The sequence below is a fragment of the Paraburkholderia sp. GAS448 genome (assembly GCF_050435685.1).
GTDB lineage: Bacteria > Pseudomonadota > Gammaproteobacteria > Burkholderiales > Burkholderiaceae > Paraburkholderia.
In genome coordinates this window covers 20,159-46,630 of the sequence record NZ_JBNDKT010000020.1, presented here as the reverse complement: position 1 = coordinate 46,630, position 26,472 = coordinate 20,159, and the positions used below count along the sequence as shown (strand labels likewise).

The 26,472-nt window shown below is 60.7% G+C and carries 22 protein-coding genes; 10 read left to right on the top strand and 12 right to left on the bottom strand.

Features of this window, described 5'->3' with window-relative positions; genetic code table 11:
- Positions 1 to 32 precede the first annotated feature (32 nt).
- From P3T23_RS29620 to P3T23_RS29580, 9 genes are all read left to right on the top strand, one after another.
- Positions 33 to 827, top strand: coding sequence for an enoyl-CoA hydratase-related protein (locus tag P3T23_RS29620; RefSeq protein ID WP_429319646.1), 795 nt, complete (start codon positions 33 to 35; stop codon positions 825 to 827).
- A 123-nt stretch (positions 828 to 950) separates the two neighbouring features.
- Positions 951 to 3,059 carry a 3-hydroxyacyl-CoA dehydrogenase NAD-binding domain-containing protein gene (locus P3T23_RS29615; RefSeq protein WP_429319645.1) on the top strand — a complete coding sequence of 703 codons (2,109 nt, stop codon included), beginning with the start codon at positions 951 to 953 and terminating at the stop codon, positions 3,057 to 3,059.
- A gap of 68 nt (positions 3,060 to 3,127) precedes the next feature.
- Positions 3,128 to 3,913 (top strand): SDR family oxidoreductase, encoded by a 786-nt coding sequence (locus tag P3T23_RS29610; RefSeq protein ID WP_429319644.1) that lies wholly within the window; start codon positions 3,128 to 3,130, stop codon positions 3,911 to 3,913.
- 30 nt (positions 3,914 to 3,943) lie between these two features.
- Positions 3,944 to 4,735 (top strand): enoyl-CoA hydratase/isomerase family protein, encoded by a 792-nt coding sequence (locus P3T23_RS29605; RefSeq protein WP_429319643.1) that lies wholly within the window; start codon positions 3,944 to 3,946, stop codon positions 4,733 to 4,735.
- A 72-nt stretch (positions 4,736 to 4,807) separates the two neighbouring features.
- Positions 4,808 to 5,950 carry an acyl-CoA dehydrogenase family protein gene (locus P3T23_RS29600; protein WP_429319642.1) on the top strand — a complete coding sequence of 381 codons (1,143 nt, stop codon included), beginning with the start codon at positions 4,808 to 4,810 and terminating at the stop codon, positions 5,948 to 5,950.
- A gap of 11 nt (positions 5,951 to 5,961) precedes the next feature.
- On the top strand, positions 5,962 to 7,221 hold the full coding sequence (locus P3T23_RS29595; protein WP_429319641.1) for an acyl-CoA dehydrogenase family protein: 1,260 nt from the start codon (positions 5,962 to 5,964) through the stop codon (positions 7,219 to 7,221).
- Between the two features lie 36 nt (positions 7,222 to 7,257).
- Positions 7,258 to 8,028 (top strand): SDR family NAD(P)-dependent oxidoreductase, encoded by a 771-nt coding sequence (locus tag P3T23_RS29590; protein ID WP_429319640.1) that lies wholly within the window; start codon positions 7,258 to 7,260, stop codon positions 8,026 to 8,028.
- Between the two features lie 139 nt (positions 8,029 to 8,167).
- Entirely contained in the window at positions 8,168 to 9,316 is a 1,149-nt protein-coding gene (locus tag P3T23_RS29585; protein WP_429319737.1) for an acyl-CoA dehydrogenase family protein, read from the top strand.
- Between the two features lie 120 nt (positions 9,317 to 9,436).
- On the top strand, positions 9,437 to 9,619 hold the full coding sequence (locus P3T23_RS29580) for a hypothetical protein (RefSeq protein ID WP_429319639.1): 183 nt from the start codon (positions 9,437 to 9,439) through the stop codon (positions 9,617 to 9,619).
- Positions 9,620 to 9,864: 245 nt separating this feature from the next.
- Here P3T23_RS29580 and P3T23_RS29575 read toward each other — a convergent pair whose 3' ends face one another.
- Both P3T23_RS29575 and P3T23_RS29570 read right to left on the bottom strand, forming a co-directional pair.
- Positions 9,865 to 11,226 carry an MFS transporter gene (locus P3T23_RS29575; RefSeq protein WP_429319638.1) on the bottom strand — a complete coding sequence of 454 codons (1,362 nt, stop codon included), beginning with the start codon at positions 11,224 to 11,226 and terminating at the stop codon, positions 9,865 to 9,867.
- Between the two features lie 320 nt (positions 11,227 to 11,546).
- Complete coding sequence (locus P3T23_RS29570; RefSeq protein ID WP_429319637.1) at positions 11,547 to 12,653, bottom strand: porin; 1,107 nt, start codon at positions 12,651 to 12,653, stop codon at positions 11,547 to 11,549.
- A 914-nt stretch (positions 12,654 to 13,567) separates the two neighbouring features.
- Here P3T23_RS29570 and P3T23_RS29565 point away from each other — a divergent pair.
- The gene (locus tag P3T23_RS29565; protein ID WP_429319636.1) at positions 13,568 to 14,593 is read left to right on the top strand and encodes an AraC family transcriptional regulator; all 1,026 of its coding nucleotides are present in this window, start codon (positions 13,568 to 13,570) and stop codon (positions 14,591 to 14,593) included.
- Positions 14,594 to 14,612: 19 nt separating this feature from the next.
- Here the strand turns inward: P3T23_RS29565 and P3T23_RS29560 are convergent, their stop codons facing one another.
- From P3T23_RS29560 to P3T23_RS29515, 10 genes are all read right to left on the bottom strand, one after another.
- Entirely contained in the window at positions 14,613 to 15,539 is a 927-nt protein-coding gene (locus tag P3T23_RS29560) for a 3-hydroxyacyl-CoA dehydrogenase (protein WP_429319635.1), read from the bottom strand.
- 62 nt (positions 15,540 to 15,601) lie between these two features.
- Positions 15,602 to 16,483 (bottom strand): alpha/beta fold hydrolase, encoded by an 882-nt coding sequence (locus tag P3T23_RS29555; protein WP_429319634.1) that lies wholly within the window; start codon positions 16,481 to 16,483, stop codon positions 15,602 to 15,604.
- A 50-nt stretch (positions 16,484 to 16,533) separates the two neighbouring features.
- The gene (locus P3T23_RS29550) at positions 16,534 to 17,040 is read right to left on the bottom strand and encodes a 2,4'-dihydroxyacetophenone dioxygenase family protein (RefSeq protein ID WP_429319633.1); all 507 of its coding nucleotides are present in this window, start codon (positions 17,038 to 17,040) and stop codon (positions 16,534 to 16,536) included.
- 285 nt (positions 17,041 to 17,325) lie between these two features.
- Positions 17,326 to 18,261 (bottom strand): electron transfer flavoprotein subunit alpha/FixB family protein, encoded by a 936-nt coding sequence (locus P3T23_RS29545; RefSeq protein ID WP_429319632.1) that lies wholly within the window; start codon positions 18,259 to 18,261, stop codon positions 17,326 to 17,328.
- Positions 18,262 to 18,394: 133 nt separating this feature from the next.
- Positions 18,395 to 19,144 carry an electron transfer flavoprotein subunit beta/FixA family protein gene (locus tag P3T23_RS29540; protein ID WP_429319631.1) on the bottom strand — a complete coding sequence of 250 codons (750 nt, stop codon included), beginning with the start codon at positions 19,142 to 19,144 and terminating at the stop codon, positions 18,395 to 18,397.
- A 257-nt stretch (positions 19,145 to 19,401) separates the two neighbouring features.
- Positions 19,402 to 20,610, bottom strand: a complete 1,209-nt coding sequence (locus P3T23_RS29535) for a CaiB/BaiF CoA transferase family protein (RefSeq protein ID WP_429319630.1) — start codon at positions 20,608 to 20,610, stop codon at positions 19,402 to 19,404.
- A gap of 144 nt (positions 20,611 to 20,754) precedes the next feature.
- Positions 20,755 to 21,885: an acyl-CoA dehydrogenase family protein gene (locus tag P3T23_RS29530; protein ID WP_429319629.1), complete on the bottom strand. Its 1,131-nt coding sequence runs from the start codon at positions 21,883 to 21,885 to the stop codon at positions 20,755 to 20,757.
- A 13-nt stretch (positions 21,886 to 21,898) separates the two neighbouring features.
- Positions 21,899 to 23,107: an acyl-CoA dehydrogenase family protein gene (locus P3T23_RS29525; RefSeq protein ID WP_429319628.1), complete on the bottom strand. Its 1,209-nt coding sequence runs from the start codon at positions 23,105 to 23,107 to the stop codon at positions 21,899 to 21,901.
- A gap of 13 nt (positions 23,108 to 23,120) precedes the next feature.
- On the bottom strand, positions 23,121 to 24,302 hold the full coding sequence (locus P3T23_RS29520) for an acetyl-CoA C-acyltransferase (RefSeq protein WP_429319627.1): 1,182 nt from the start codon (positions 24,300 to 24,302) through the stop codon (positions 23,121 to 23,123).
- A gap of 28 nt (positions 24,303 to 24,330) precedes the next feature.
- Entirely contained in the window at positions 24,331 to 26,451 is a 2,121-nt protein-coding gene (locus P3T23_RS29515; RefSeq protein WP_429319626.1) for a 3-hydroxyacyl-CoA dehydrogenase NAD-binding domain-containing protein, read from the bottom strand.
- Between the last annotated feature and the right edge of the window lie 21 nt (positions 26,452 to 26,472).

Below are 26,472 nucleotides of genomic sequence, written 5' to 3'. Positions count from 1 at the left end.
GACTCTCGAAAAGTAGATAGAGGAGACGTTTGATGTCTGAAGCATTGGTAAATTACACCCTGGAGCATGATGTCGCGATCCTCCGATTGAACGACCCCAAAACCCTCAATGCATTCTCGGAGGCCATGGCCGATCAACTCAAGGAAGCCTTTACTCGCGCCGAAGCAGAGGCTCGCGCCATCGTCCTGACCGGGGAGGGGCGAGGGTTTTCCTCGGGTGTGAACCTTGTCACCGGAGCGGCAGGAAAATCTGTCGATGAGCGCGATGCGGGAGAGCGGCTTGAGCGGCAGTTTAATCCACTCATGCTGCATCTTCGCGATCTCGCCATTCCTATCGTGACTGCGGTCAATGGACCTGCCGCCGGAGTCGGATGTGCTTTCGCATTGGCGGGCGATATCGTCATTGCCGCAGAGAGCGCCTATTTCCTGCAAGCCTTCTCACGCGTCGGACTTGTGCCTGACGGTGGGTCTGCGTATCTGCTCGCGTCGGCAGCTGGGCGCGTTCGGGCAATGGAGATGATGCTTCTGGCGGAAAAGATCAGTGCCGAACAGGCAAAGAGCTGGGGCTTGATCAATCGCGTTGTGCCTGATGGCGAAGCAGTCTCCACGGCACTCGAGATTGCAGTTCGGCTCGCGAGTGGGCCGACTGAGACGTTTCGGCTGATTCGGAAGCTGGCCTGGTCAGCTTTGGATGAACCGTTCTCCAATCAACTGGTGCTTGAGCGGGAAGCTCAACGCATCGCGGGCAAGAATCCGGACTTCGACGAGGGTGTTGCCGCGTTTCGTGAGAAGCGTCCTGCAAACTTTAAAGGGCATGCGCGGCGATAAGATGCGGCGGCATCAGAGTGAGCAGCGTTCTCTCAGATTCGGTAGTAGCACCCAAAGAGTCCTGGTGGACTTGACCGACCTGATCGAAGTTGCATACATAACACTGGAAGACTGGTTTAGACCATGAGTATCATCAATGCTGTCGTTGATGTCTCGATCGAGCGCAATGTTGCAATCGTCACGGTAGACTCGCCGCCGGTAAACGCTTTGTCGGCTGAAGTCCGCAGGGGATTGGTCGATGCGTTCAGACGCGCGAGCGCCGACCGGGAAGCACAGGCAATCGTTCTCGTCTGTAAAGGTAGAACCTTTATCGTTGGTGCGGATATCACTGAATTCGGCAAACCTATAGTCGAATCAGGTCTGCGCGAAGTGCAAGAGACGTTGGAGGGCATATCGAAACCTGTCATTGCGGCAATTCACGGCACCGCGCTCGGCGGCGGATTGGAACTCGCTCTGGTTGCACATTTTCGTGTCGCAGTCCCATCGGCCAAGGCCGGCTGGCCTGAAGTCAATATCGGACTCTTGCCCGGTGCTGGAGGAACGCAGCGTCTGCCGCGTATCGTGGGCGTTGAAAGGGCGCTGGATCTGCTTACTTCCGGACGGCAAATTTCTGCGAAGACTGCTGTTGCGATAGGTTTGTTTGACGAGCTGGTCGATGAAGACAACCTACGTGACGGCGCTATCGATTTCGCAAAACGTGTTATCGCCAAGGGCGTGAAGCTAAGGAAATTGTCCGACCTCAATGACAAGCTTGAGGAAGCGCGCCAAAGGCCGGAAATTTTTCACGAGTTTCGGGCGGAGAACGCCCGGAAATTCCGAGGATTCCATGCGCCGGAAGCGAATATCAAAGCCATCGAAGCGGCGGTGAATCTTTCGTTCAAAGAGGGTCTGGATGAGGAGCGACGACTGTTTCGAACGTTGCTGAACGGGACTCAATCCAAAGCGCAGCGTTATGCATTTTTTGCAGAGCGTAAGGTCGCTACGGTTCCTGACATACCTGTCAGAACGGAAAAGCGAAAAATCGAGCACGTCGGTGTAATAGGTGCGAAGACGATGGGCCCGGACATTGCGATGAATTTTCTCAATGTCGGGATTCCGGTAACTATGATCGACACGGATCAGACGGCTCTGCGAAGAGGTTGCTCTGCGATACAACGGAGCTATGAGATTGCCGCAAAGAAGGGACAGTTGACGCAACAGGATATTAACCACCGAACAAATCTGTTGAACACTTCGATAAAGCTCGACAGCGTTAGCGGCTGCGAGCTGATCATTGAAGCAGTGTCTGAGCGCCTGGATCTGAAGGTCGACTTGTTCAGAAAGCTGGACAGCCTTGCCACGCCGGGCACGATTCTCGCGACTAGCATTTCTTCCCTCGACATTGACGAGATTGCTGCAGCGACGACTCGAGCGCGAGATGTTATCGGCCTGCATTTTTTCTCGCCAGCCAACGACAGGGGGTTGCTTGAAGTTATTCGCGGTGCGAAAACAGACGCGACGGTCATCGCGACGGTTATAGAGCTGGGCAAGAAGATCCGCAAGGTACCTGTAGTCGTCAAGAATTGCTATGGACTTGTCGGAGATCGAATGCTTGCGCAGCAGACGATCGAAGTGCAGAACCTGCTGCTCGAAGGCGCGTTGCCCTGGGATATCGATCGTGTCATCTATGATTTCGGGATTCCCATGGGGCCCCTTGCACGGCGTGATTTGGCCGGCCTTGATGACGGACTGGATCAGGACGTGACGGTTGCCTCGCCGGTTTGCGAAGCCCTTTGTGAAATGGGTCGCGTGGGTCTGAAGGTTGGGTCTGGCTATTACGACTACGACCACAACGGCAGGAGGAAACCTTCCGCAGTTGTCGAGAGAGTTGTGCGCGATCTTGCATTGAACCGGCAAATCCCCCAGCGTTCGATTTCGAATCAGGAGATCCTTGAACGCTGCCTTTACCCGATGATCAATGAGGGTGCAAAGATTCTGGAAGAGGGAATTGCCGTACGTGCTTCCGATATTGACACGGTATGGATCAAGCGCTATGGCTGGCCCGTGTATCGAGGGGGGCCTATGTTTTGGGCGGATCTTGTGGGGTTGGACGTGATTCTCGCAAAGATGCGTGAATTCGAAAATCGTTACGGCGAGCGGTTCAAGCCGGCGGCGCTCCTTGAGTATCTTGTGTCGGAAGGCAGGAGCTTCATGGATGAAGTGATCAATGAGGCTGTTTCGGATGAAAGTTAACGCTGATAGATAGAACACATTTTAAAAAATTAGCGATCCAAATTATTGTAATAAAGGTGACACCTCAAGTGGACGTTTATTCTGAGAACATTTTATCTGGACGCAGCGCGTTTATCGCGGGCGGCACCAGCGGAATCAACCTGGGCATCGCAAAGCGTCTTGCGCAACTCGGCGCGCGCGTGGCGGTGGCTGGCCGGAACCCGGATAAGGCTGCAGCTGCAGCTGCGGAGATCGGCACAGGTGCGCTCGGCCGTTCGTGTGACGTTCGTGATTTCGACGCAACCAGGGCCGTCCTGGAAGATGTTGCAACAGCATTTGATGGGCTCGACATCGTGATTTCCGGGGCGGCGGGAAACTTCACAGCACCGGCGCGTGGAATGTCGGCCAAGGGGTTTCGCGCGGTTGTAGATATTGATCTCAACGGTACGTTCAACGTGTTCCGCGCGTGCTATGACCTCTTGAATCGACCTGGGGCCTCGCTGATTGCTATCACCGCTAATCAGGCGGTCAACGCGACCATGATGCAGGCACACGCCTGCGCCGCAAAGGCGGGAATCAATCAGCTACTGCGCGTGCTGGCGATGGAGTGGGGCCCGCATGGCGTCAGGGTGAATGGGATATCACCGGGGCCGATCCGTGGAACGGAAGGCATGGCACGACTTGCACCGACGGATGAAGCGGCTGCCGAAAGAGCGGCGCGCATTCCGATGCGCCGCTTCGGTGAGGCAAAAGAAGTAGCCGACAGTGCTGTCTTTTTGTGTACCGACGCGGCGTCCTATATCACCGGCACGATCCTGAATTGCGATGGTGGTTCCGGACTCGGTGATTCGAGCGAGAACAACCTGACAGCTTGAGTGGGTTAATTTCCACCGGGAGATAGAACGATGAGGGAGTACGAACATCTGCTTGTTCGCAAGGAGGGGGCCGTGCTATGGGTCACAATGAATCGGCCGGACCAGTTGAACGCACTGAATCCAAAGCTGGTGGAGGAGCTTCGTTCACTCTTTTCCGAACTGTACTGGCGCCGCGACGTTCGGGTCGTTGTGCTGGCCGGTGCCGGCCGGGCATTCTGTGCAGGTCTTGACCTCAAGGAGCGCAGAACGGGCGGTTACAACAGCGTTTCCGAACACATGGATGGTCAACGCGGCATTTCCGAAATTGTCATGGCGATGCGGCGCTGCCCACAACCGATTGTGGCGCTTGTCAACGGCGCAGCGTGCGGTGGGGGTTTTGCATTAGCGCTTGCGTCGGACGTGCGCGTCGCCACACCGTCAGCCCGGATGAACGCAGCATTCATCCGCATCGGTCTTAGTGCCTGTGATGTAGGCGTTTCCTACTTTCTTCCGCGAATGGTCGGCGCTTCGATTGCGGCGGAGTTCATGTTGACCGGTCGCTTCATGGACGCCGAGCGAGCGCGCGAACTCGGACTATTCAGCCGGATTGTGGAGCCGGACGCCCTTGAGGACGAGGGTCGCGCGTTGGTCAAGGATATGCTGAATGCCACGCCATTGGGACTGCGCCTGACGAAGGACGTTCTGAACTATGCAGTCGACGCGCAAGGGCTGGAATCGGTAATAGCAATGGAAGACCGCAACCAGGTGCTCTGCGCGCGTGACGATAACTACAAGGAGGGTATCGCCGCCTTCTTTGAGAACCGTCCACCAAACTATTCGTAAAACGAACGTGGATTTTCACTGGGTGAATTTTCAGACGGGTGAGGATGCCCATGGTCAAGAGGGTCAATAGCGATGAATCTGGATTTCTCCGACGAACAGATCATGTTGCGGGATCAATTGCGCCGGTTTCTGACCGATCGGTGTCCGATCTCGGTCGTGCGGTCCGTCCTGGAGGGCAAGGACTCGTTCGATCGCGGGTTATACAAGGAATTGGCCGGAATTGGGGTTTTGGGGGCCGCAATTCCGGAGGCCTATCGTGGCGAGGGACTCGGTTTTCTCGAGTTATGTATCCTGGCGGAGGAACTAGGGCGATGTCTTGCTCCAGTACCGGTCTTATCGTCTATTTATCTTGCGGCTCAATTCCTGTTGCTGGCGGGATCCGATGCGCAAAAGTCGCGGTGGCTCCCCGGAATAGCAAGTGGCGACATCGTTGGAACGTTTGCAATGGCGGAATTCCCAGGGCGGGATGGTGCCGCGGAGGGGACGCGCACGATTGCGAAGCACGGCAGCATACGCGGTGTCAAAGTTCCTGTGCCTGATGGCGATACAGCCGACTTTGCGATAGTGGCTGCACACGATCACACATACGGGGCATCGAATGACATATCGCTGTTTCTTGTAGATTTGAGCGGACCCGGCGTCGTGCGTGAGTTGGTGCAGAACATTGATCCGACCCGGAGTCAGGCCAGATTGACATTCGACGGTGCGCCTGCGGAGCCTCTCGGCAATGTGGGCGAGGGTCGGACGGCGATCGAACGCGTTCTCGACCGAGCGGCTATTTTGATCGCCTTCGAGCAGGTGGGGGGGGCCGATCGTTCGATCGAACTGGCGCGGGATTATGCCCTCGATCGAATGGCTTTTGGCCGCCAGATCGGGTCATTTCAGGCAATCAAACACATGCTGGCCGACATGTACGTGTCGGCAACGCTGGCGCGTTCAAATGCGTACTACGGAGCTTGGGCGCTGTCTGCAGAAGCAGCGGAATTGCCGGTCGCCGCGGCAAACGCACGGGTGTCGGCGACGCAGGCGTTTCAGCACTGCGCCAGGAACAGTATTCAGGTGCACGGCGGCGCGGGTTTCACCTGGGAATTTGACTGTCACCTCTATTACCGCCGTTCCAACGCACTCAGTCTTGCCGTGGGTTCGCTTTGGACGTGGGAAGACCGTCTGATTGAGCGAATGGTGTCCCGTGAGCGCGATTTGGCACCTAACTGAGGTGAATTAACATGGATTTCAGCGACACCCTAGCAGAGGCGGACTTTAGACGGCGCGCGCGGGAATGGATCGACGCGAACGCACCGAGCCATCTCGACGCGGAACTGCTTAAGGCGAGCTTCGGACATAGCGGCGTCACGAGTGAGGACCCGATCCTTGCTTCGAAAGCCTGGCAGAAAAAGAAGGCCCAAGGCGGCTTTGCCTGTCTCCAATGGCCGAAGGAGTACGGCGGTGCAGGCTTGGGTCCGATTGAGCGAGTGATCTGGAATCAGGAAGAGGGGATCTACACAGCGCTTAGCCGTCTGTTCAACATTGGCCATGGCATGTGCGGGCCGACGATGATCGCCTGGGCTGACGAGGTCCATAACCGACGCCTGCTGCCATCACTTGCCTCAGGCGAGCAAATCTGGTGTCAGCTGTTCTCCGAGCCGTCAGCGGGGTCAGACCTTGCAGGGTTGAGGACGAGGGCAGCACCGATGCCTGATGGCTCCGGAGATTGGATCGTAAGCGGGCAGAAAGTATGGACTAGCGGCGCGCACTACGCGGACTATGGCCTGTTGTTGACTCGTACGGACTCGAACCTGCCCAAACATAAAGGGCTCACCATGTTCTTCGTGGACATGCGTTCCGAGGGAATCGAAGTGCGCCCCATCAAGCAGGCAAGTGGCAATTCCGACTTTAACGAGGTCTATTTCACGGACGTGCGGATTCCCGATAGTCAACGTTTGGGTGCGGTGGGCCAGGGTTGGGAAGTCTCTCTCACGACGCTCATGAACGAGAGACTGTCGATTGGATCGGGGATGCCCACCGGCTTTCCAGAACTGTTCAGGTACTGCATGAATGCTCAACTCGACGGGCATCCTGCAATCGACAATCCGATGGTTAGAGCGCGGCTCGCGAGCTTTGCGACGCGTGCGAACGGTCTGAAATATACCGCGATGAGGTCGATTACCGCCCTGTCCAAGGGGCAATTGCCAGGACCCGAGAACTCTATAGGCAAGCTGGTTGCCGGAACGACGATGCAGGAACTCGCGATGTTCGCCCTGGACTTGCAAGGGCCGGCGGGCGTGATGACCAACGCGGACGAAGCGGCGTCGGGCGGGCGTTTCCAGGCAATGCTTATGCGTTCGCCGGGAACCAGGATTGAGGGCGGAACAGACGAAATACTTCGCAATATCATCGCGGAACGCGTTCTGGGGTTGCCCAGCGAGGTTCGCGTGGACAAGTCGATACCTTTTTCCGAAATACCGACCCGAGGACGCAGCAACTGAACGAACTGAGCCCTTTAAACAAGAGTGGAGACTAACATGATGCCATCAACCAACTTTTCGATTGACCTTTCAGGGCAGACTGCATTTGTTACGGGCGCATCGTCGGGACTGGGGCGTCGTTTCGCGCAGACGCTCGCCAGTTGCGGTGCGCGGGTTGCCTTGGCAGCCCGAAGGCTCGAACGACTGGAGGAGCTGGCGAGCGAGATCCGAAGCGCTGGGGGTGAGGCGGTGACTATCCGGCTTGATGTTACGGATGCAGCGCAACTGATCGAGGCAGTCGGGGAAGCCGGGAAGGTGCTTGGTCCCGTATCCATACTCGTCAACAACGCGGGGATTCCAGATGCAACCCATGCCACCAGGATGTCGGTGGAATTGATCGACCGCGTCCTCGCTACGAATGTGCGCGCTCCCTACATCCTTTCTTGCGAAGTTGCGCGCAGGCTGATGGCCGCACGACTTCCTGGCCGGATCGTCAACATCTCTTCGATGACTGCCTTCGATTATGGTGGGAATGGGGCGGCGCTGTATTCAATCAGCAAGGCGGCAGTAGTACGAATGACCGAGGCATTGGCGGTCGAATGGGCAAAGTTCGGCATAAACGTGAACGCCATTGCACCTGGCATGTTTGAGTCGGAGATGATGAGTGGAATGCTGCAACGGGTCGGCGAGGTGACCGATCGTTTTCCACGTCGTCGGATGGGCGACCCTCGACAGCTTGACAGTACGCTGCTGTACCTGGTGTCACCATCGTCCGATTTCGTTACCGGTACGATCTTGAAGGTCGACGACGGTCAGCATCCACGTTGAGCAACTTATGAGTGTCTGACGACCACTGCATCCTTCGTTGGCGGCAGTTTCAGGTCTCGCCAGACAGCCTGCGGACGGACGCCGGCGTTGGTTGTCCGTCATTTCGAACCAAATCTGCAGCTAACCTGGGATGGATTCTATGTCGGAAAGTCGAAGCCCGTGGATCACGGATGATCTCGCGATCTTCCAGGATGCGATCCGGAAATTTATCGAACGCGAACTCCTACCGAATGAGGAGCGCTGGTGCAATCAGCACCACGTGGATCGCGAAGCATGGCGCAAAGCCGGCGAGGTTGGCATGTTATGCGCAAGCATTCCAGAGGAATATGGGGGAGGCGGAGGAACGTTTGCTCACGAGGTGATTATCATGTTCGAGCAAGCGAAAGCGCTGGCGAGCAGTCTCGGTAACAGTGTGCATAGCGGCATCGTTGCGCACTATATCTTGAGGTACGGGACGGAAGCACAAAAGCAACGGTGGCTTCCCAGGATGGCCACGGGGGAGATGATCGGCGCCATCGCGATGTCGGAACCCGGCGCGGGGTCCGATTTGAAGTCCATCAAGACAAGGGCTGTACGTGACGGAGATCACTACGTGATCAATGGCTCGAAAACGTTCATCTCAAACGGTCTGAACGCGGATCTTGTTTGCGTCGTCGCCAAAACGGATCCGGGGTTGGGCACAAAAGGTGTCTCGATTGTCGTCGTCGAAACCGCAGATCTGCCGGGCTTTCGTCGGGGGCGGGTGTTGGAGAAAATCGGTCTGAAAGGACAGGACACCACGGAACTGTTCTTCGACGATGTACGTGTTTCGACCGAGAACTTACTGGGCAACGAAGAGGGCAGGGGCTTCTACCAGCTCATGCAGCAATTGCCGCAAGAGCGGATGATCATCGCCGTAGCCGCCTTGGCGGCAATGGAGCGAGCGCTTGAGGAAACCATCGCCTACGTGCGTCAGCGCAAGGTGTTTGGCGCGGAGCTTATCAGTCTGCAAAATACGCGCTTCAAGTTGGCGGAATGCAAGACGAACGCGACCATTGCGCGCGCGTTTGTCGATAGCTGTATGGAAAAAGTGCTGCGTGGTGAACTCGATCCGGAGACGGCCGCCATGGCGAAGTGGTGGTGCACTCAGAAAAGTTGCGAAATCATTGACGAGTGCCTGCAACTACATGGTGGATACGGTTACATGGCCGAATATCCGATCGCGAAGCTCTATGTCAATGCGAGAGTCGGAAAGATCTACGGTGGCTCGAATGAAATCATGAAAGAGTTGATCGCCCGGACGTTGTAGCACGCCTCTTTAAATTAAGGTACATCCGGTCACTCGGTGACCGGGTAGGCCTCTTTTAATGTCAGGTCCTCCTTTCGGTTCTCGGTGCTGAGGCTTATATGATGCGGTTGACATGTAGCTTTGCGGCAAGATCCGAATCGCGCAATTTTCCGCAAACTTGTCGGCGTCTCCGAGGAAGGGCGCAGTTTTGCGTTCAGGCAGGTCCGTTTGCAGGACGGCGCCGGCTGGCTGGGCGTCGGGTATGGCATGGATCTGGCAAGGCTCGGCTGCACGGAAGGTGGCTTTTGCCTGTCGATTTTCTGACAAGGCTCTCAGGCCGATCGTGCCATGTCTTCGAGAGCGGAACCGGATTTTTTGGGCAATGGGTGGCCCAAATCTTGACCATTTCAGATCAGGCGCTTCGCCGAAGGTCACAATGGCGACGCATGCCGACCAGCGGCGCTGCTCGTTGAACTGGCCCGCAACGAGCCAGCGGCTGAGCGATGTCGCGCGTTGAAGATGCCGCCCGAGGCGGGGCATCGCGACGCTGCAAACCTGTTCGCACGGTGTCAACGCGGATGGTCCGCTCGAGCTGGGCTTTCATACCGCACGCCCTTTGCTGAACGCGCCGAGACTAGCAGGATGATCCCGGCCAGCAGGTACTGCCCGACCACCACATACATGCTGTAGACCGTGCTGCCGGTGTGCTGTGTGATCAGCCCGTTGATCGTCGGGCTCACCGCTGGGCCAAGGTTGCCGAGGCTGCTAATCAGTGCGATGCCTGCGGCGGCGGAACCTCCCGACAGACACTCGCTAACCAGCGTGAAGAAAACTGGCGTCGCAGCGGCGATGCCGATTACGGCGAATGACAGCGCCATCAGCCCGCCCACCAGGTTGCCCTGAAGCAGTGTGGTGCTCCACAGGCCGAGTGCCGCGACGGCAACACAGGCCGCGAAATGCCAGCGGCGCTCATGCAGTCGGTCAGAACTGCGGCCAATGAGGATCATGCCAATCACGCCGCATCCGTTCGGGATCACCGCCAGGGTACCGACCACCAGCACGTCCTTGACCCCCCAGCTCTGGATCAAGGTCGGAGCCCAGAACACTATCGTATAGGTCGCCCCGAGCAGCAGAAAATACACCAGCGACAGCAGCCAGACCTTGGGGTTGCGCAGGATCTCCCCCAACTTCGGGTGGATCTCGCTCTGAGCATTATTCCTGTCGTGTTCGAGACTGGAACACACGAGGCCTTTCTCGGCAGGCAAAAGCCATTTCGCGTCCGCCGGCTTGTCCTCCAGAAACAGGAAGATAAGGATGCCGAGTACTACCGCGGGAAGTCCCTGAAGCAGAAACAGCCACTGCCAGCCGAACGAGCCGTTGACACCATGCAGGTACTTCAGGATCGCGCCGCTCAGCGGCCCCGCGATCACGCCGCCAATGGTTGTCGCCGACATGAAGATTGCGATCGCCTGGCCGCGACGCACCGGTGGATACCACCATGTGAAGTACAGAATGATGCCGGGGAAGAAGCCTGCCTCGAAGACACCAAGCAGGAAGCGGGCGACATAGAACTCTGTCGGCGTTGCGACGAACATTGTCGCGGCAGCGACGATTCCCCAGCACACCATGATTCGCAGCAACGTCTTGCGTGCACCAATTCTCGCTAGTAGCAGGTTGCTTGGAACTTCGAAAAGAAAGTAGCCGAGAAAGAAGATGCCGGCACCGATGCCATAGACCGCGTTGTTCCACGGCAGCGTCTGTTTCATCTGTAGCTGCGCGTAGCCTATGTTGACGCGATCCAGGTAAGCGATCATGTACGAGACCATCAGTATCGGCAGGATTCGCCAACTGATCTTTAGAAATACTGCATCGGTCGCCTTGGCAAGCGAGGATTGCGATGGCGGAACGCTGGTAATCGCGGCAGATTTCATGAATTGTCTCCTTTCGGGCTTAAGCCTGGTGTCGTCGCGGCCGCTGGGACGCTGCTGCGGCGGTGCTGTCGCTACAATTGGAAAGCGTGTGCCGTGCCGCTGTTTCGGTGCGGGCGCGAGGCCGGCGGGACGGCCGTCACGCCTGCTTGCCTGACGACGATCCACACCGGGTCGGCCAGCTTGAATGGCATCTGCGCAAGCTTGCGGTTAACACACTGACCGGGCGTAGTCGCCTGGCGAACAACGCCTTCACATCTTCGTACCGGTCGCTTTGGTCGCGTTGCGGTCGGCATGCCCCGGCCGCAGTCGTCCGGAAGCGTTCAGAACGAGTGGCGAATGCCGAGGTCGGCAGCGAACTGGGAGCCAGGTACGCCGAAGAGCGCGCCGTTGATCGCGAGGCCGGTATTCATGCCCCCATGATTGTTGACGTAGGCGACCTGGCTATAGAGCGTGGTGCGCCTGGACAACGAGTATTCGACGCCGAGCGAGCCGAGGATCGAATGGTTGTTCGAGTCGTTGCCGTCGCGGGTGTACCAGGCGCCTCCGTCGATGGAGAGGAAGGGTGTGAGCTTGTAGGCGAGGCCGCCGGAGATCACGCGGTTGTCGAAGGAGCCAGCGACCTTGTAGAGGGTGTAGGCGGCTTTGACCGTCAGGCGCTCGAAGTAGTAGGTGGCGCCGATGTTCCGCCCCGAGAAGGCGATGGTGCTGGGGTTCGGGATGGCGGCTGCGGAGCCGCCGGGGTTGCCGCTATACATCGCGGCGGTGAGAAGCAAGCCGCTGTAGTGAAAGACGAGCCCGGCCGAATACTGTTGTCCGGCTTTGAAGTCTCCCGGAGATCCACCGAATGCGTACATCGCACGGCCCTGGATACCGGCGATCTCGGGCGACGTGTACATGATGGAGTTGGGGTTGAAAAGGCCGGTGACGATGACGTTGTCGACGTAGCTGACGAGCCCGCTGCCAAATTGTTTGAAGTCGCGGGGGTCATTCGTGTCGACGGACAACAGGAAAGGCGAATACTGGAGACCCGCAGTGAGGGTACCGAAGCCGCCGGTGACGCCGACCCACGCCTGGCGGCCAAAGAACTCGCCGTTGGAGTTCCCGAATCCCCCATTGGAGATGTCGATGCCGCTTTCGAGGTCGAAGATGGTGGCGAGTCCACCGCCGAGATCCTCGGTTCCGCGCAGGCCGAAACGGGACGCGTTTTCGCCGGCGGATTGGAGGGAAAACTGGTGTCCTTCGCTGGCACCGGTGGCGAGGTTGAACGTCCTGCTGGTATAGAGGATCGAGGCGTCGGTGATGCCGTAGAGGGTGACATTACTTTGCGCGTGGGCGGCGGGTGCACCGGCCAATGTGACGGCAAGTGTACAGGCGCCGCCGACGGCGGCGTTTCGAATGGCGTGAGTGCCGGGAATCTTTTTCGTCATGAAGGGAGTCTCCTGTAGTTCATATTTGTGAATGAATGGCGTGGTACCGGGGTGAACAGAGGTGTGGTTTGGCGTCGTCTCGTTGAGTGGAACGTTGCGCGTAGACGCGACCAGACTGACATCTTGTACATGTCGTCGTACATTGTGGAGACCTAATCATGCTGCATGTACTCGCCGATCTTTTCGCCTCTGTTTTAGCAGATCAACTCGGAACCAGGCACCCGCCACGTCACAAGTAGACCCGCTCGCAACAACGAATCTCCGTGCTCCCGCTCGTACAGCCCAAACGTCCCGACCACGTGATGCGGCGATCACCCTGCGTAGATCGTTGTCGATTCGACAGCGTCGCTGTTGCACAATCTCCGGTCACTATTTACGCGCAATTCGCCCGTGGGAACTTGACCCGTGCCGCCGGTATTTGTACTTTGAGCGCCACATCTCGCCAGACAGCGTGCCAGGTAGTCGGATCATCGACGACGGCCCGTGCAACGACGTGCGTCACGGTGTGCCGAACGCCATCCTGAAGCTGGCCGACTTTCGTCGATTGGGAGCCGCGCGGGCGTGATCTACCTGCGCGGATGGAGGGGCTATTCCATTTGCTGAAGTCGCTCGTCCTGCGTAAAGAGCGCAGTTTCGCGGTATAACAAACGGCGTCACGGTGCTCATTTGCTCTTCAAGCCCGCCAGCGCTAAAAGGAAAAAATCGGCGCGAGTGGGGCACCATGCCGAAGGCGCGTACTCTTTTATTCGCCAACGCGATACCATCGGGTAAATTCCCTCGCGCGGCGCGTTTGAGCAGAATGGCGAGATCTTCGCGCTAGCGAAGTTTGTGCTTGCTGTCTGCGGCGCGCTTCGGTGCCCGCATGTGCACTACCTGCCGCGGCGAACCATCTCAAGTGACGACCCGTATATAGAATGCAAGGCTACCTACCCAGTGTTGTGTTGACCGGAGCTGCTGATCTGCTCGAGGTACTCGGCGTTCAACCCGGGTCGGTTGCGGCCGGAGCCGATCTGCCGGAGCTTGCGCTCCGCTCCGCCGATGTGCCGATCCGGGGTGCGCAAGTGCTTCGATTCCTTTCGCTGGCTGCTGAAGTTACGCAATGCCGGAACTTTGGACTGAGACTCGCCGAATATCAGGGCCTGGCGGTCCTGGGGCCGATCCTTGTCATGATGCATGGCGCGCGCACGATCGGCGAGGCAATGGATACGCTTGCCGAGTTCTACGTGCTACATACATCGATGTCTTCCATACGGGCTGTGCGGGACGAGCAGGGGATGGTTTTGACTTACGACCTTGAAAACGCTTCTGGTCCTGGAGAAGTTCAGGCGGTCGAACTGGGTCTCGCCAATGGTATGCAGTATTTGCGGACCATCTGCGGTACCGCCTGGCAACCGGCCGTTGTGCAATTCCGCCATTCGGCGCCTGCGGACTGCACCATGCACAGGCGCACGTTCGGACCGTCCCTGAACTTCGATCAGGACAGAAATGCGATTGTCCTCGATCGCGGAACGGTGACACGTCCGGTGACGCAACTCCGCCGTAACGCGCATCGTGTGCTCGAGGCACATTTGCGGCGAGAAAGGGCCCAGGTGGAGGCGCTATGGGCGGTACGCACGCAAACGATGATTCGCGCACTTTTGCCTTTCACTGACAGTTCGCTCGGCGCCATAGCGCGAGCGCTTGCCATTTCGCCGCGCTCCTTGCAACGTCGCCTCCTGGAGGCCCGCACGACATTCGATGAACTGCGGGAACAAGTTCGCGAAGATCTCGCCCTGAAGTATGTGCAGCAGTCAAACCTGCGTCTCGCCGAGATCTCCGAACTACTCGGTTATTCGCAGCAAAGCGCGTTTAGCCGTGCGTTCAAGCGACTACGGGGCGTCACGCCCCGGCAGTTTCGAGCAGCGCGTCATGCGGCTGACCCCGGACGTTCTGCTGAGTAGCAATAGCCCGCCCTGGGTTTCACGCGGCGACGAACGTTGGATTCAGGAATTCCGGATCGGGATATCGATAGAAGCCGCGTCCCACTGCCTCGCCGATATACCCGGTATCGATGAAATGCGTTTTCACGTATTCCGCAATGCGCCGATGCGTCGAATCGCCCGTGCGTTCCGCGAGAGCGCGCGTGACGTTATAGACGGTCGTCATGCCGATTCCGTCGAGAATGCCGAATGGGCCAATTCGATCCGCCTTCGCAATCATCCACGCCTTGTCGATCGTCTGCACGTCGGCGACCTCGTTGACCAGCAGACCCAGCGCGGCGATCAGCATCGGAATGAGCATGGTATTCAGCAGGTAACCGGGCTGCTCCTTGCGCAGCGGTAAAGGCACCATGCCAATACGGTGTGCGAACTGCACCATGTGCGCGAATACGGCGGGGTCGGTGCCCGGATGTCCCATGATTTCGGCGATGTTGTTCTTCCACACTTCGTGCGCGAAATGCAGGCTCAACACGCGCTCGGGCCGGTCGGTGAACATGGCGAACTGGCTCGGCACCAGCGTCGACGAGTTGCTCGCAAAGATGGTGCCGGCCGGCGCTACAGCTGAGAGTGAACGGTAGAAAGACTGCTTGATTGCCAGATCCTCGGGGATGGCTTCGATGACGAGGTCCGTGCCGGCAACGGCCGAACCGAGGTCGGTATTGCCCTCGATGCGTGCCAGCGTGGCTTCGATCTGCTCGCGAGAAGCGCCGAGGTCCGCAGCGTAGATGCGCCCTAGCGCATCAAAACGGGCGTTCGCGCGATCCAGGCAGGCGGTATCGACGTCGTAGGCTACGACGTCGATACCGGAAAACGCGCACTGAAAGGCGATTTGCGCGCCCAGCACGCCGGTGCCGGCCACCATGACGCGTGCGATCGGCTGGTTGTCGTTTAGGGAAGGAGTAGGCATGAGTGACGGGTACGGTGCGTATCGTATATTGGATGGGTCGGACCTTTTGCCGGTACGAGGATTCACGCCAACGGCGAGGCGGCGAGATGGTCGAGCAGCAATGGGATGATCCGGTCCTGCGCTTCTTCCGGGAGCCAGTGACTTGCCCCCTCGAGTATTTCGAAACGGTAAGGCCCGTCGACAAAGCCGCCCGTGAGCAGTGCGGCTTCGCGCCCCAGGGCGCGGTCTTCGGATCCCCAGATGTAGAGCGTCGGGACGGCAACGCGGCCTGCGGGAAAAGACAGGTCGTCAGGGAGCGCGCGATACCAGTTCAACGTCGCGGAAAGCGCGCCCGGTTCGCTGAGACGCCGCACGTTTTCGTCGACGAGCGAAGCTGGAACGCGTCCCGCGTATGCGGCCCGCAGCACCGCCGCTCCGTCCGCCAGCAGGCGTTGCTCTGCGACACCCCCTGGTTGACGAAAGGCGCGAACATAATCCAGGCGCTGGTATTGGTCTTCATGATGGAGCGCCGCTTGCAGCGCTAACGGATGTGGCGTCGCCAGCACGGACAGCGAACTCACGCGGCGTGCATACGTCGAGGCGAGCCCCCACGCAACCAGTCCGCCCCAGTCGTGGGCAATCAGATGGAAGCGTCCTGCGCCCAGTTGATTGGCGAATGCCAGGGCGTCCGACTGGAGATGCCCGGCTGCGTAGGACGCAATGTCCCTTGACCGGGCGTTCTCAGCGTAGCCGCGCTGATCCACAGCGACTGCCCGGTAGCCTGCCGCGCCGAGCGCGACCAGAATCTCGCGCCAACAGTCGGCGAATTCCGGCCAGCCGTGCAGCAGGAGAACGCACTCCCCGCTCCGCGGCCCCGCGGCCAGAGCTGTGTGGGTATGTGGCCCACAGGCCAGTGTCAGCGCCTCCAGGGACGGAAGCGGTGCGGAGGGTGCAAGGTGGGTCATCGACGTGATGTCCGTGAGGCAGGTGCGTGGATCATGTGCGTCGACGTCGCTTAGCGGCCGCCCTGGCAGCCGATCAGGTCGATCTCGGGCAACTCATTGGCTTTGCAGTAGTCCTGATAGCGGCTCAAGGCTGTCCGCCACGTCTCGACGAACGTGACCTTGCCGTCTTCGTCGAGGAAGTGGAGCTCACCGGTCGAGACCACGAGCGCCATACCATTGTCGTCGTCGGAGAGATTCGTGAACGAGTGTGACGACTCCGACGGCTCAAAAACGAAATCGCCGGCTTGCGCGATCCAGTCGTGCTGGTCGTATTTCCAGCGACCGCTGAGTGTGTAGACCATCACCGTGCCGGTATGGCGATGAATATGCGCGCCTTCGCCTTTGGCCGCCTTCATGAGCAATACCACTTCGCCCGTGACGGGATTGATCTTGAAGTATTTGAGCAGAATTTTGTCGTTGACAGGGGCGAAGGGAACCCACGGCGTGGCGTTTCCAGCGATATGGACCGTGTCGATCGCCGAAACATCGTTGAGGACTTGCGTAGCTTCTGTGTTCATGGAATACGTCTCCGATTGTGTTGGGGGCTGGGCGTGCGCAGCGCGAACCGTGCGCAATCTCCAGTTCCTATTCAATCGAAAGTCACCCGTGCGAGCTTGACCTGTGCCGCCCAAATTTGTACTTCACGCGCCAATTGTTCCTCCCGTGGATGAGGAGAGTGCAGTCCTGCAAAAGGCAATCCGTAAGCGCCTCAAGGAAGTGGCGTTGAGGTCGGGTGTCCGGTGAGGCGAGGGCGGCTGTTCTGGCGCAGCGCTCCCGTATTGGATCCTCTGCGCTTCTGTTGTTTATCCCAACTCGCTCACCAACTCCGGCACCACGGTGAACAGATCGCCTACCAGGCCGTAATCGGCCACGCTGAAGATCGGCGCTTCCGGGTCCTTGTTGATCGCCACGATCACCTTCGAGTCCTTCATCCCGGCCAGATGCTGGATCGCGCCCGAGATACCGACCGCCACATACAGCTGCGGCGCGACGATCTTGCCCGTCTGGCCCACCTGGTAGTCGTTCGGCACGAAGCCCGCATCGACTGCTGCGCGCGATGCGCCCAGCGCTGCATTCAGCTTGTCCGCCAGCGGTTCCAGCACCTTCGTGTAGTTCTCGCCGCTGCCGAGGCCGCGACCACCCGACACGATGATGTGCGCTGCAGTCAGCTCCGGACGGTCCAGCTTCGTCACTTCGCGGCTCACGAACTGCGACAGGCCGCTGTCGGCCGCCGCTTCGATCTTCTCGACCGCTGCGCTGCCGCCTTCGGCTGCCACCGGGTCGAAACCGGTCGTGCGCACCGTGATGACCTTGATCGGGTCTGCGGACTGCACCGTGGCGATCGCATTGCCCGCGTAGATCGGGCGCTCGAATGTGTCAGCGGAATCCACCGCGGTGATGTCGCTGATCTGCGCGACATCCAGCTTCGCCGCGATACGCGGCGCGATGTTCTTGCCGGAAGCCGTGGCCGGCGCGAGGATGTGCGTGTAACCCTTCGCGATGTTTAGCACCGTCGCTTCGACGTTTTCCGCCAGACCTGCTTCCAGTTGCGGCGCGTCAGCGAGCAGCACTTTCGATACGCCTGTGATCTTCGCTGCCGCTTCAGCCGCGCCCTGCGCGTTGTGACCGGCGACCAGCACGTGGATGTCGCCACCGATCTTCTGCGCGGCCGCCACCGTGTTCAGCGTCGCCGCCTTGATCGACGCGCCGTCGTGTTCCGCTATTACCAGATTCGTCATTTCTTCCGTCTCCTGTGTCGACCAGAGTTAGCGCTTTAGCGCCTACTTTGGTCCCATGCAGAGCGTCGACCAGAGTTGGCGCTTTAGCGCCTACTTTGGTCCCATGCAGAGCACTTACTCTGGTCCCATGTCCTTAGAGCACCTTGGCTTCAGTCTTCAGCTTCTCGACCAGCGTCTTCACATCCGGCACCTTCACGCCGGCGCTGCGCTTCGGCGGCTCCACCACCTTCAGCGTCTTAAGGCGCGGGGTCACATCGACACCGAGGTCCTCGGGCTTGAGCGTCTCCAGCGGCTTTTTCTTCGCCTTCATGATGTTGGGCAGCGTCACGTAGCGCGGCTCATTGAGGCGCAGGTCGGTGGTGATCACCGCCGGCAGCGTCAGCGACAGCGTTTCCGCGCCGCCATCCACTTCACGCGACACGGTCGCCTTGCCATCCGCCACCACCACCTTCGAGGCAAACGTCGCCTGCGGCAGGTTCGCCAGCGCGGCGAGCATCTGGCCGGTCTGGTTCGAGTCGTCGTCGATGGCCTGCTTGCCGAGAATAACGAGCGAAGGCTGTTCCTTGTCGACCAGCGCCTTCAGCAGCTTGGCCACCGCCAGCGGCTGCAGGTCTTCGTTCGACTCGATCAGGATTGCGCGGTCCGCACCGATCGCCAGCGCCGTGCGCAGCGTTTCCTGCGACTGCGTGACGCCGCAGGACACCGCGATCACTTCAGTCGCCACGCCCGCTTCCTTCAGACGCACGGCTTCCTCAACCGCGATCTCGTCGAACGGGTTCATCGACATCTTCACATTGGCAATGTCGACGCCCGTGCCGTCCGACTTGACCCGGACTTTCACGTTGTAATCGACCACTCTCTTCACAGGCACCAGTATCTTCATGCTGCTCTCCTCTAATTGATGATCGAAGTCTGCACGATCCGTGCGACGTCCGTAAGCCCGGATCAGTTGATCTCCCCACGCGCCAGCGCCTGCCGTATGTCGTTCTCGAAGCGGTTCACAATGTCGGCGAGCGGTTAGGTCCAGTCGAAGAACGCGAGCGACTGTCCTGCGGCGAGCAGACCCTGCGACCATTCGCCGGAGGCGCCCATCGCGAGCGCCGCGGCGAGTTGCGAGCCCGCAGTGAGGCGCAATGCGCGTCAAACGACGCCGTCAGCCTTCAACCGCGAGAGCCGGTCGTCCGACATCCCGAGCATCGACTGAAGAACGTCCTTCGTGCCTTCCCCGAGTTGCGGCGGGGCCCTTCGTACCGGCAGGCGCGCACCGTCGAAGCGGTAGGGCGGAGCGAGGACATGCGTGCTGCCGGCCTCCGGATGCGGCTGCGTCGTCACGAGCCCGGCGTCCGTCGCGCGCCTGGAGGTGAGCGCCTCGTGAAGACCGAGCACTTCGCCACATGGAATGCCGGCCTGAGTCAGGCGCTCCAGCAACACCCGGCGCTCTCTCCGGGCGATCTCGCGGTTGAGCTCGGGCACGAGGGCCTCTCGGTTCGCCGCACGGCCGATATTTGTCTGGAACCGCTCGTCCTCCGCAAGATCCGGGCGTTCGATCACATCGCGACAGAAGCGCGTGAACTGACTGTTGTTGCCGACCGTGATGACGAGCGGTCCATCGGCCGCGTCGAATACACCGTAAGGCACGATCGAAGGATGCGCGTTTCCGTAGCGTGGCGGATCCTCGCCCATGATCAGCGCTTCCAGCCCGTAGTACGAGGTGATCATCAAGCCGCAATCGAACAGCGCCATCTCGATGTGGCGTCCCTTGCCGGTTTTCTGACTTTCGAAGAGCGCGGCGAGTACCGCCTGGGCGGAGTACATCCCGGTGAAGATGTCGACGGCGGCAACACCGAACTTTAAAGGCGGCCGATCGGCTTCACCGTTGAGCGCCATCAGCCCCGCTTCCCCTTGAATCAGCAGATCGTAGCCGGGACGCGTAGCTTCCGGTCCGGTGCGGTCGTAGCCGGAAATCGAGCAGTAAATCAGGTCCTCGTTTTCCTGTTTCAGCTGCTCGTATCCGAGGCCCAGCTTTTCCGCGCCGCCGAACTTGAAGTTCTGGATCACGACGTCGCACGCCTGCGCCAGCTCCCGCGCGATCTGCTGGCCCTCGGCGGTTTGCAGGTCGAGGGTCACGGAGCGCTTGTTGCGGTTGACGCTGTTGAAATAGGCCGTCTCGGTCGAACCGACGCGCAAGCCCCAATCGCGGGTGTCGTCGCCGCGCTTCGGGTGCTCGACCTTGATGACTTCGGCGCCGAGGTCACCCAGAACCATGCCGCACCACGGTCCGGCAAGTATCCGGGAGAGATCAAGAACGCGAATGCCGGCGAGCGGCAGTGAGGAGGTCAGGTTCGACATGGCAAATCCAGATTGACAGGGGGTCGTGGCGAGGAGGGCACTTCTGGTGCGACTGCCCGGCTGTCCCGCGACGCAACGCGAAGAAGTCGGCGGGACATTTGTCGAAGACGGCGCGGGATCCCTTCGGCCGCTTCGTTCATGGTCTTAACTCCGGCCGAACGCGATGTAGCGCTCGAGATGATGGTCTTCATCGCCCAGTTGATGGTCGATCATGACGAGGCGCTTGGCGTAATGCGCGAGCGGCAGTTCCCACGTCATGCCGATACCGCCATGCAGCTGAATACACTCCTCGGCGACGAGCGCTCCGATGCGGCCGATGCTGTACTTCGCTGCCGACAGCGCGCGCTCACGCGCGACGCCGCCCGTGCCGAGCGCGGCGGCGGCGTTGATGACCGCCGAGCGCGCCTGCTCGATTTCCAGCAGCAGGTCGGCCATGCGGTGCTGCAGTGCCTGGAAGCTGCCGATCGCGACGCCGAACTGCTTGCGCGTGCGCAAATATTCGAGCGTGAAGTCCTTCGCGACATCCATCGCGCCGAGTGCCTCCGCGCACAGCGCCAGCACGCCGAACCCGATGCTGTATTCGAGTGTCGCGAATCCCGCGTCCTGCGGGCCGAGCAATGCATCATCGCCGACACACACGTCGTCGAGCACGACTTCGGCGGCTCGTCCGCCATCGATCTTGCGATAACCTCGTACCGTGAGGCCCGCTGCATCGCGCGGGACGAGAAAGAGCGAGATGCCGTCTTCGGCGTCGTCGGCGCCGCTCGTGCGTGCCGAGACGAGCAGGACGCCGGCCTCCTCGGCCTGCTGCACGACAGCCTTGGCACCAGCCAGTACCCAGCCGTTCGCGCGGCGCACGGCACGGGTTGTCACGTTGGATAGCTCGTAATGCGAGCCGGGCTCCTCATGTGCAAGTGCTGCGACAACGCTGCCGTCGATCAGATTCGCAATGAGCGCTTTCTGCGCATCGTTGCCTGCGTGGGCGACAGCCCGTCCGACGATCAGCGCGCCGAGGAACGGTTCGACCACAAGGCCGCGTCCGAGGCTCTCGAACACGACGGCGATATCGAAGCCGTCGCCGCCGAAGCCGCCCTCGGCCTCGCTGAACAACGCGCCGATAATGCCCAGTTCAGCGAATTGGCCCCACAGTTCGCGGCTAAATCCCACGTCGCTGCGCGCGAGCTTGTCGCGCGTCTCGAAGCCGTACTGTTCGCTGACAAACCGGTTCAACGTATCCGCCAGCATGCGGCGGTCTTCGGTATGCTGAAAATTCATGGTGAGCGCCCCCTTACAGTCCCAGGATCATCTTCGAGATGATGTTCTTCTGGATTTCGTTGGAGCCGCCGAAGATCGACAGCTTGCGGTTGTTGAAGTAGAGCGCGGCCGCGCTCGCGGCTTCTTCGGGGCCGACGGGCGGCTCGTCGTAGCCGTCGTGAAGGGCGTCCTCGATGAACGGCTGCGCATACGGCCCCATCGCACGGCGCAACAGCGACGAGATCTCCTGGCGAATTTCGGTGCCGCGAATCTTCAGCATCGAACTTTCCGCGCCCGGCACGCCGCCGCCGGCCACCGCCGCGATCACGCGCAGGTTGGTGGTCTTCATGTTTTCCAGGTCGATCTCGACGCGCGCGAGACGGGTCGCAAATAGCGGATCGTCGGCAAGCGGGCGGCCGTTGCGTAGAACCTTGGCCGCGACCTTGCGCAGACGCTCCAGTGCCGCGACCGAGAAGCCGACCCCCGCGATATTGGTGCGCTCGTAGGTCAGCAGGTACTTCGCGTAGGTCCAGCCCTTGTTCTCTTCGCCGACGAGGTTTTCCGCCGGCACGCGCACGTCGGTGAAGAACACTTCGTTGATCTCGTGTTCGCCGTCGAGCGTGATGATCGGGCGCACTTCGACGCCCGGCGTGTTCATGTCCACGAGCAGGAAGCTGATACCTTCCTGCTTGCGCACATCGGTTGCCGTGCGCACCAGACAGAAGATCATGTTTGCGTGCTGGCCGAGTGTGGTCCACGTCTTCTGGCCGTTGACGATGTAGTGCGCGCCGTTCGCATCGGTGCCGCGCACCGCGGTGGTCTTCACCGATGCCAGATCGGAGCCGGCGCCCGGTTCCGAATAGCCCTGGCACCACCAGTCCGAACCATCGAGAATGCGCGGCAGCCAGTAGCCCTTCTGCGCCTCGCTGCCGAACTTGATGAGCACCGGCCCGAGCATGTTCACGCCGAACGGCACGATGCGCGGTGCGCCCGCGAGCGCACATTCGTTCTCGAAGATGAATTTCTGCACGGCGTTCCAGCCGGGGCCGCCGTACTCCTTCGGCCAATGATTGGCGAGCCAGCCTTGTGCATTGAGAATCGCGTGCCACTCGGCCATGTCGTCGCGCGTGAGCCGCTTGCCGTTGCGGACCTTGTCGGAGAGCCGCTGCGGCAGCTTCGCCTGCAGGAAGCGCGCAACGCTCTGGCGAAAACCTTCCTCTTCGGGCGTGAAATTAAGATCCATGATTTCGCTTCTCTCAATAGATTTCGAAGAGCCCTGCGGCACCCATGCCGCCGGCGATGCACATCGTGACGACCGCGTACTTCACGCCACGTCGACGGCCCTCGATGAGGACGTGTCCGGCGAGGCGCGAGCCGGTCATGCCGAACGGATGGCCGATGGAAATCGCGCCGCCGTTCACATTCAGGCGTTCCTGGGGAATGCCGAGGCGCTGCTGGCAATAGATCGCCTGCGACGCGAACGCTTCGTTGAGTTCCCACAGGCCGATGTCGTCCATCGTGAGGCCGTGGCGCGCGAGCAGCTTCGGCACGGCGAACACCGGGCCGATGCCCATTTCGTCCGGTTCGCAACCTGCCACCGCGAGGCCGCGGAATGCGCCGAGGGGGATAAGGTTGGCGCGCTCGGCGGTCTTGGCTTCCATCATCACGCAGGCGGATGCGCCGTCGGACAGTTGCGACGCGTTGCCCGCCGTGACGAACTTTTCTGGCCCCTTGACTGGCGCGAGCTTCGCGAGCGCCTCGTAAGTCGTGCCGCGGCGATTGCAGGTATCGGCGGCAACCGTGGCCTCGCGCTGACTGACGGCGCCGGTTTCCTTGTCGGTAACGGCCATCGTGGTGGTGACCGGCACGATCTCGTCGGCGAAACGCCCGGCGAGTTGGGCCTCTTCAGTCTTGCGCTGGCTTTCGGCCGAAAAGCGATCCTGCGCTTCGCGGCTGACACCGTAGCGCTGCGCGACGATATCCGCGGTATCGATCATCGCGAGATAGAGCGCCGGCTTGTGCTCGACGATCCACGGATCGAGCCCGCTCGCGCCGTCCTCGCGGGTGCGGATGCCGGAGATGCTTTCGACACCGCCCGCGATCAGGGCGGGCGCCCCGTCGATGACGATACGGCCTGCGGCAATGGAGATCGCCTGAAGACCGGATGCACAGAAGCGGTTCACGGTGGCGCCTGCGATCGACAGCGGCAACCCCGCGCGAATCACGGTCTGGCGCGCCACGTTACGGCCGGTGATGCCTTCCGGATAGCCACAGCCGAGGATCGCATCCTCGATCAGTTCCGGGTCGATACCCGCGCGTTCCACGGCGGCGCGCACGGCGAAAGACGCGAGGGTCGGGCCAGGGGTGATGTTGAATTCGCCGCGATGCGCCTTCGTCATCGGCGTGCGTGCGGTGGAGACAATGACGGCTTCGCGCATGGTCGGAGTCCTGAAGCGGATAAATGGGTCAAGCGGATTGATTGAGGCTGGCAAAGTCGGCGTCGCGCTCGACGAGATCGACGATGAGCGGCGACGGTTGCCAGAACAGCGGGTCTTCCTGCGCGAACTCGCGGATGTCGGCCAGCACTGTGGCGAGGCCAACGCTGTCGGCGTACTTCATTGGGCCGCCGCGATAGCGCGGAAAGCCGTAGCCGGAGAGGAACGTGACGTCCACGTCGAGCGGCCGCAGCGCAACGCCCTGATGCACGACGTTCGCGCCTTCGTTGATCATGGCTGCCATGTAGCGCCGCATGATGTCCTCGTCGGTGAAGGCGCACGGTGTGATGCCGGCGCGCTCGCGCTCGGCATCGATGATGGCTTCGACTTCGGGGTCGGGCGTGCCGACGCGCCCGCCGTCCGTGTACAGGTAGTAGCCGCGCCCGGTTTTCTGGCCGAACCATCCGCGCTCGCAGATGCGATCGGCGATTTGCACATAGCGCGCATTCGGATCGCGCGTGGCGGCGCGGCGCTTGCGCGTAGCCCAGCCGATGTCGCCGCCTGCGAGGTCCGCCACCTGGAACGGTCCCATCGGAAAGCCGAACTCGCGCACGGCGCGGTCGATCTGGTAGGGCGACGCGCCGTCTTCCATCATGTAATCAGCGGCGGCGCGATACACCGCGAGCACGCGGTTGCCGATGAAGCCGTCGCACACGCCCGCACGCACCGGCACCTTGCGCAGCTTCTTCGCCAGCTCGAAGGCGGTGGCGACCACATCTGAGCTGACCTGCGAGGGCACCACGACTTCCAGCAGCTTCATGATGTTGGCGGGTGAAAAGAAATGCAGCCCGATCACATCCGCCGGACGCGAGACGCTGGTGGCGATGGCGTCGACGTCGAGATACGACGTGTTGGTCGCGAGGACCGCACCCGGCTTGCAGACGCGATCGAGTTCGGCGAACACGGTCTGCTTGACCGCCATGTCCTCGAACACGGCCTCGATGACCAGATCGACGGCGGCGAGCGCGTCATAGGAGGTGCTGCCCGTCCACCGGCTCATTGCCGCGGCCTTGTCTTCGGGCGTCATGCGGCTCTTCGCAATCAGGCCGTCATAGACCTTTTCGATGTGTGCCCGGCCGCGAGCCAGCGACGCTTCATCGCGCTCCACCATGGTGACGGGGAGGCCGGCGTCGAGCGCCGCGACTGCGATCCCCGCGCCCATTGTGCCGCCGCCGACTACACCGACGCTCGCGATGCGGCGTGGCCTGGCCGTGCGCGTTTCCGGCGCCTTGAGTACTTCGCGTTCGGCGAAGAATGCGTGGATCAACCCAGCCCGCTGGGGGCTGTCGATGCATTGCAGGAACAGTTGGCGCTCATGTCGCAGGCCGTCGTCGAATGACTGTTCGAGCGCAGCCTGTACGGCGTCGACGATTTTCAGCGGCGAGAACAGGCCACGCGATTTTTTCGACGTTTCGGCGCGCGCCGCTTCGATTGCAGCGCGACTGGCCGCGCGGTCGTCGAGTCCGGCGGCGTCGCGGGTGCGTCGCGCTGGGGCGTGGGCGGCGAGCAATTCGCGCGTATAGATGAGGCCCTCGGCCAGCACGTCGTCGGTCTGGCCGATCAGGTCGATGAGACCCAGCGCGTGTGCTTCCTCGGCGTCGACGTGACGGCCGCTCAACATCAGGTCCAATGCGGCTTTGGCGCCAATGAGACGCGGCGCGCGCTGCGTGCCGCCAGCACCCGGCAGCAGGCCGAGGGTGACCTCAGGCAAGCCGAGTCTCGCGGTAGCGGTGGCGATCCGGTAGTGGGCCGCGAGTGCGATTTCGAGTCCGCCACCGAGCGCGGCGCCGCGGATTGCCGCGACGACAGGCTTGCGGCAAGCCTCGATCCGGTTGCAGACCTCGGGCAATGACGGCGGGAGTAGCGGCAGGCCGAACTCACGGATGTCGGCGCCGCCGATAAAGTTGCGTCCCGCACCCACGATCAGGACGGCCTCGACGGCAGGATCTGTATGGGCGGCTTCGATCGCGGCGAACAGGCCGCGTCGTACGTGGATGCCGAGAGCGTTGACCGGCGGGTGGTCGAGGGTCACGACGAGAATCCTGTCGCGCAGTTCGGACGTAACGATGTCCTCAGACAATTCGGGATTCACTATCCTTGTCTCCGTGTATTG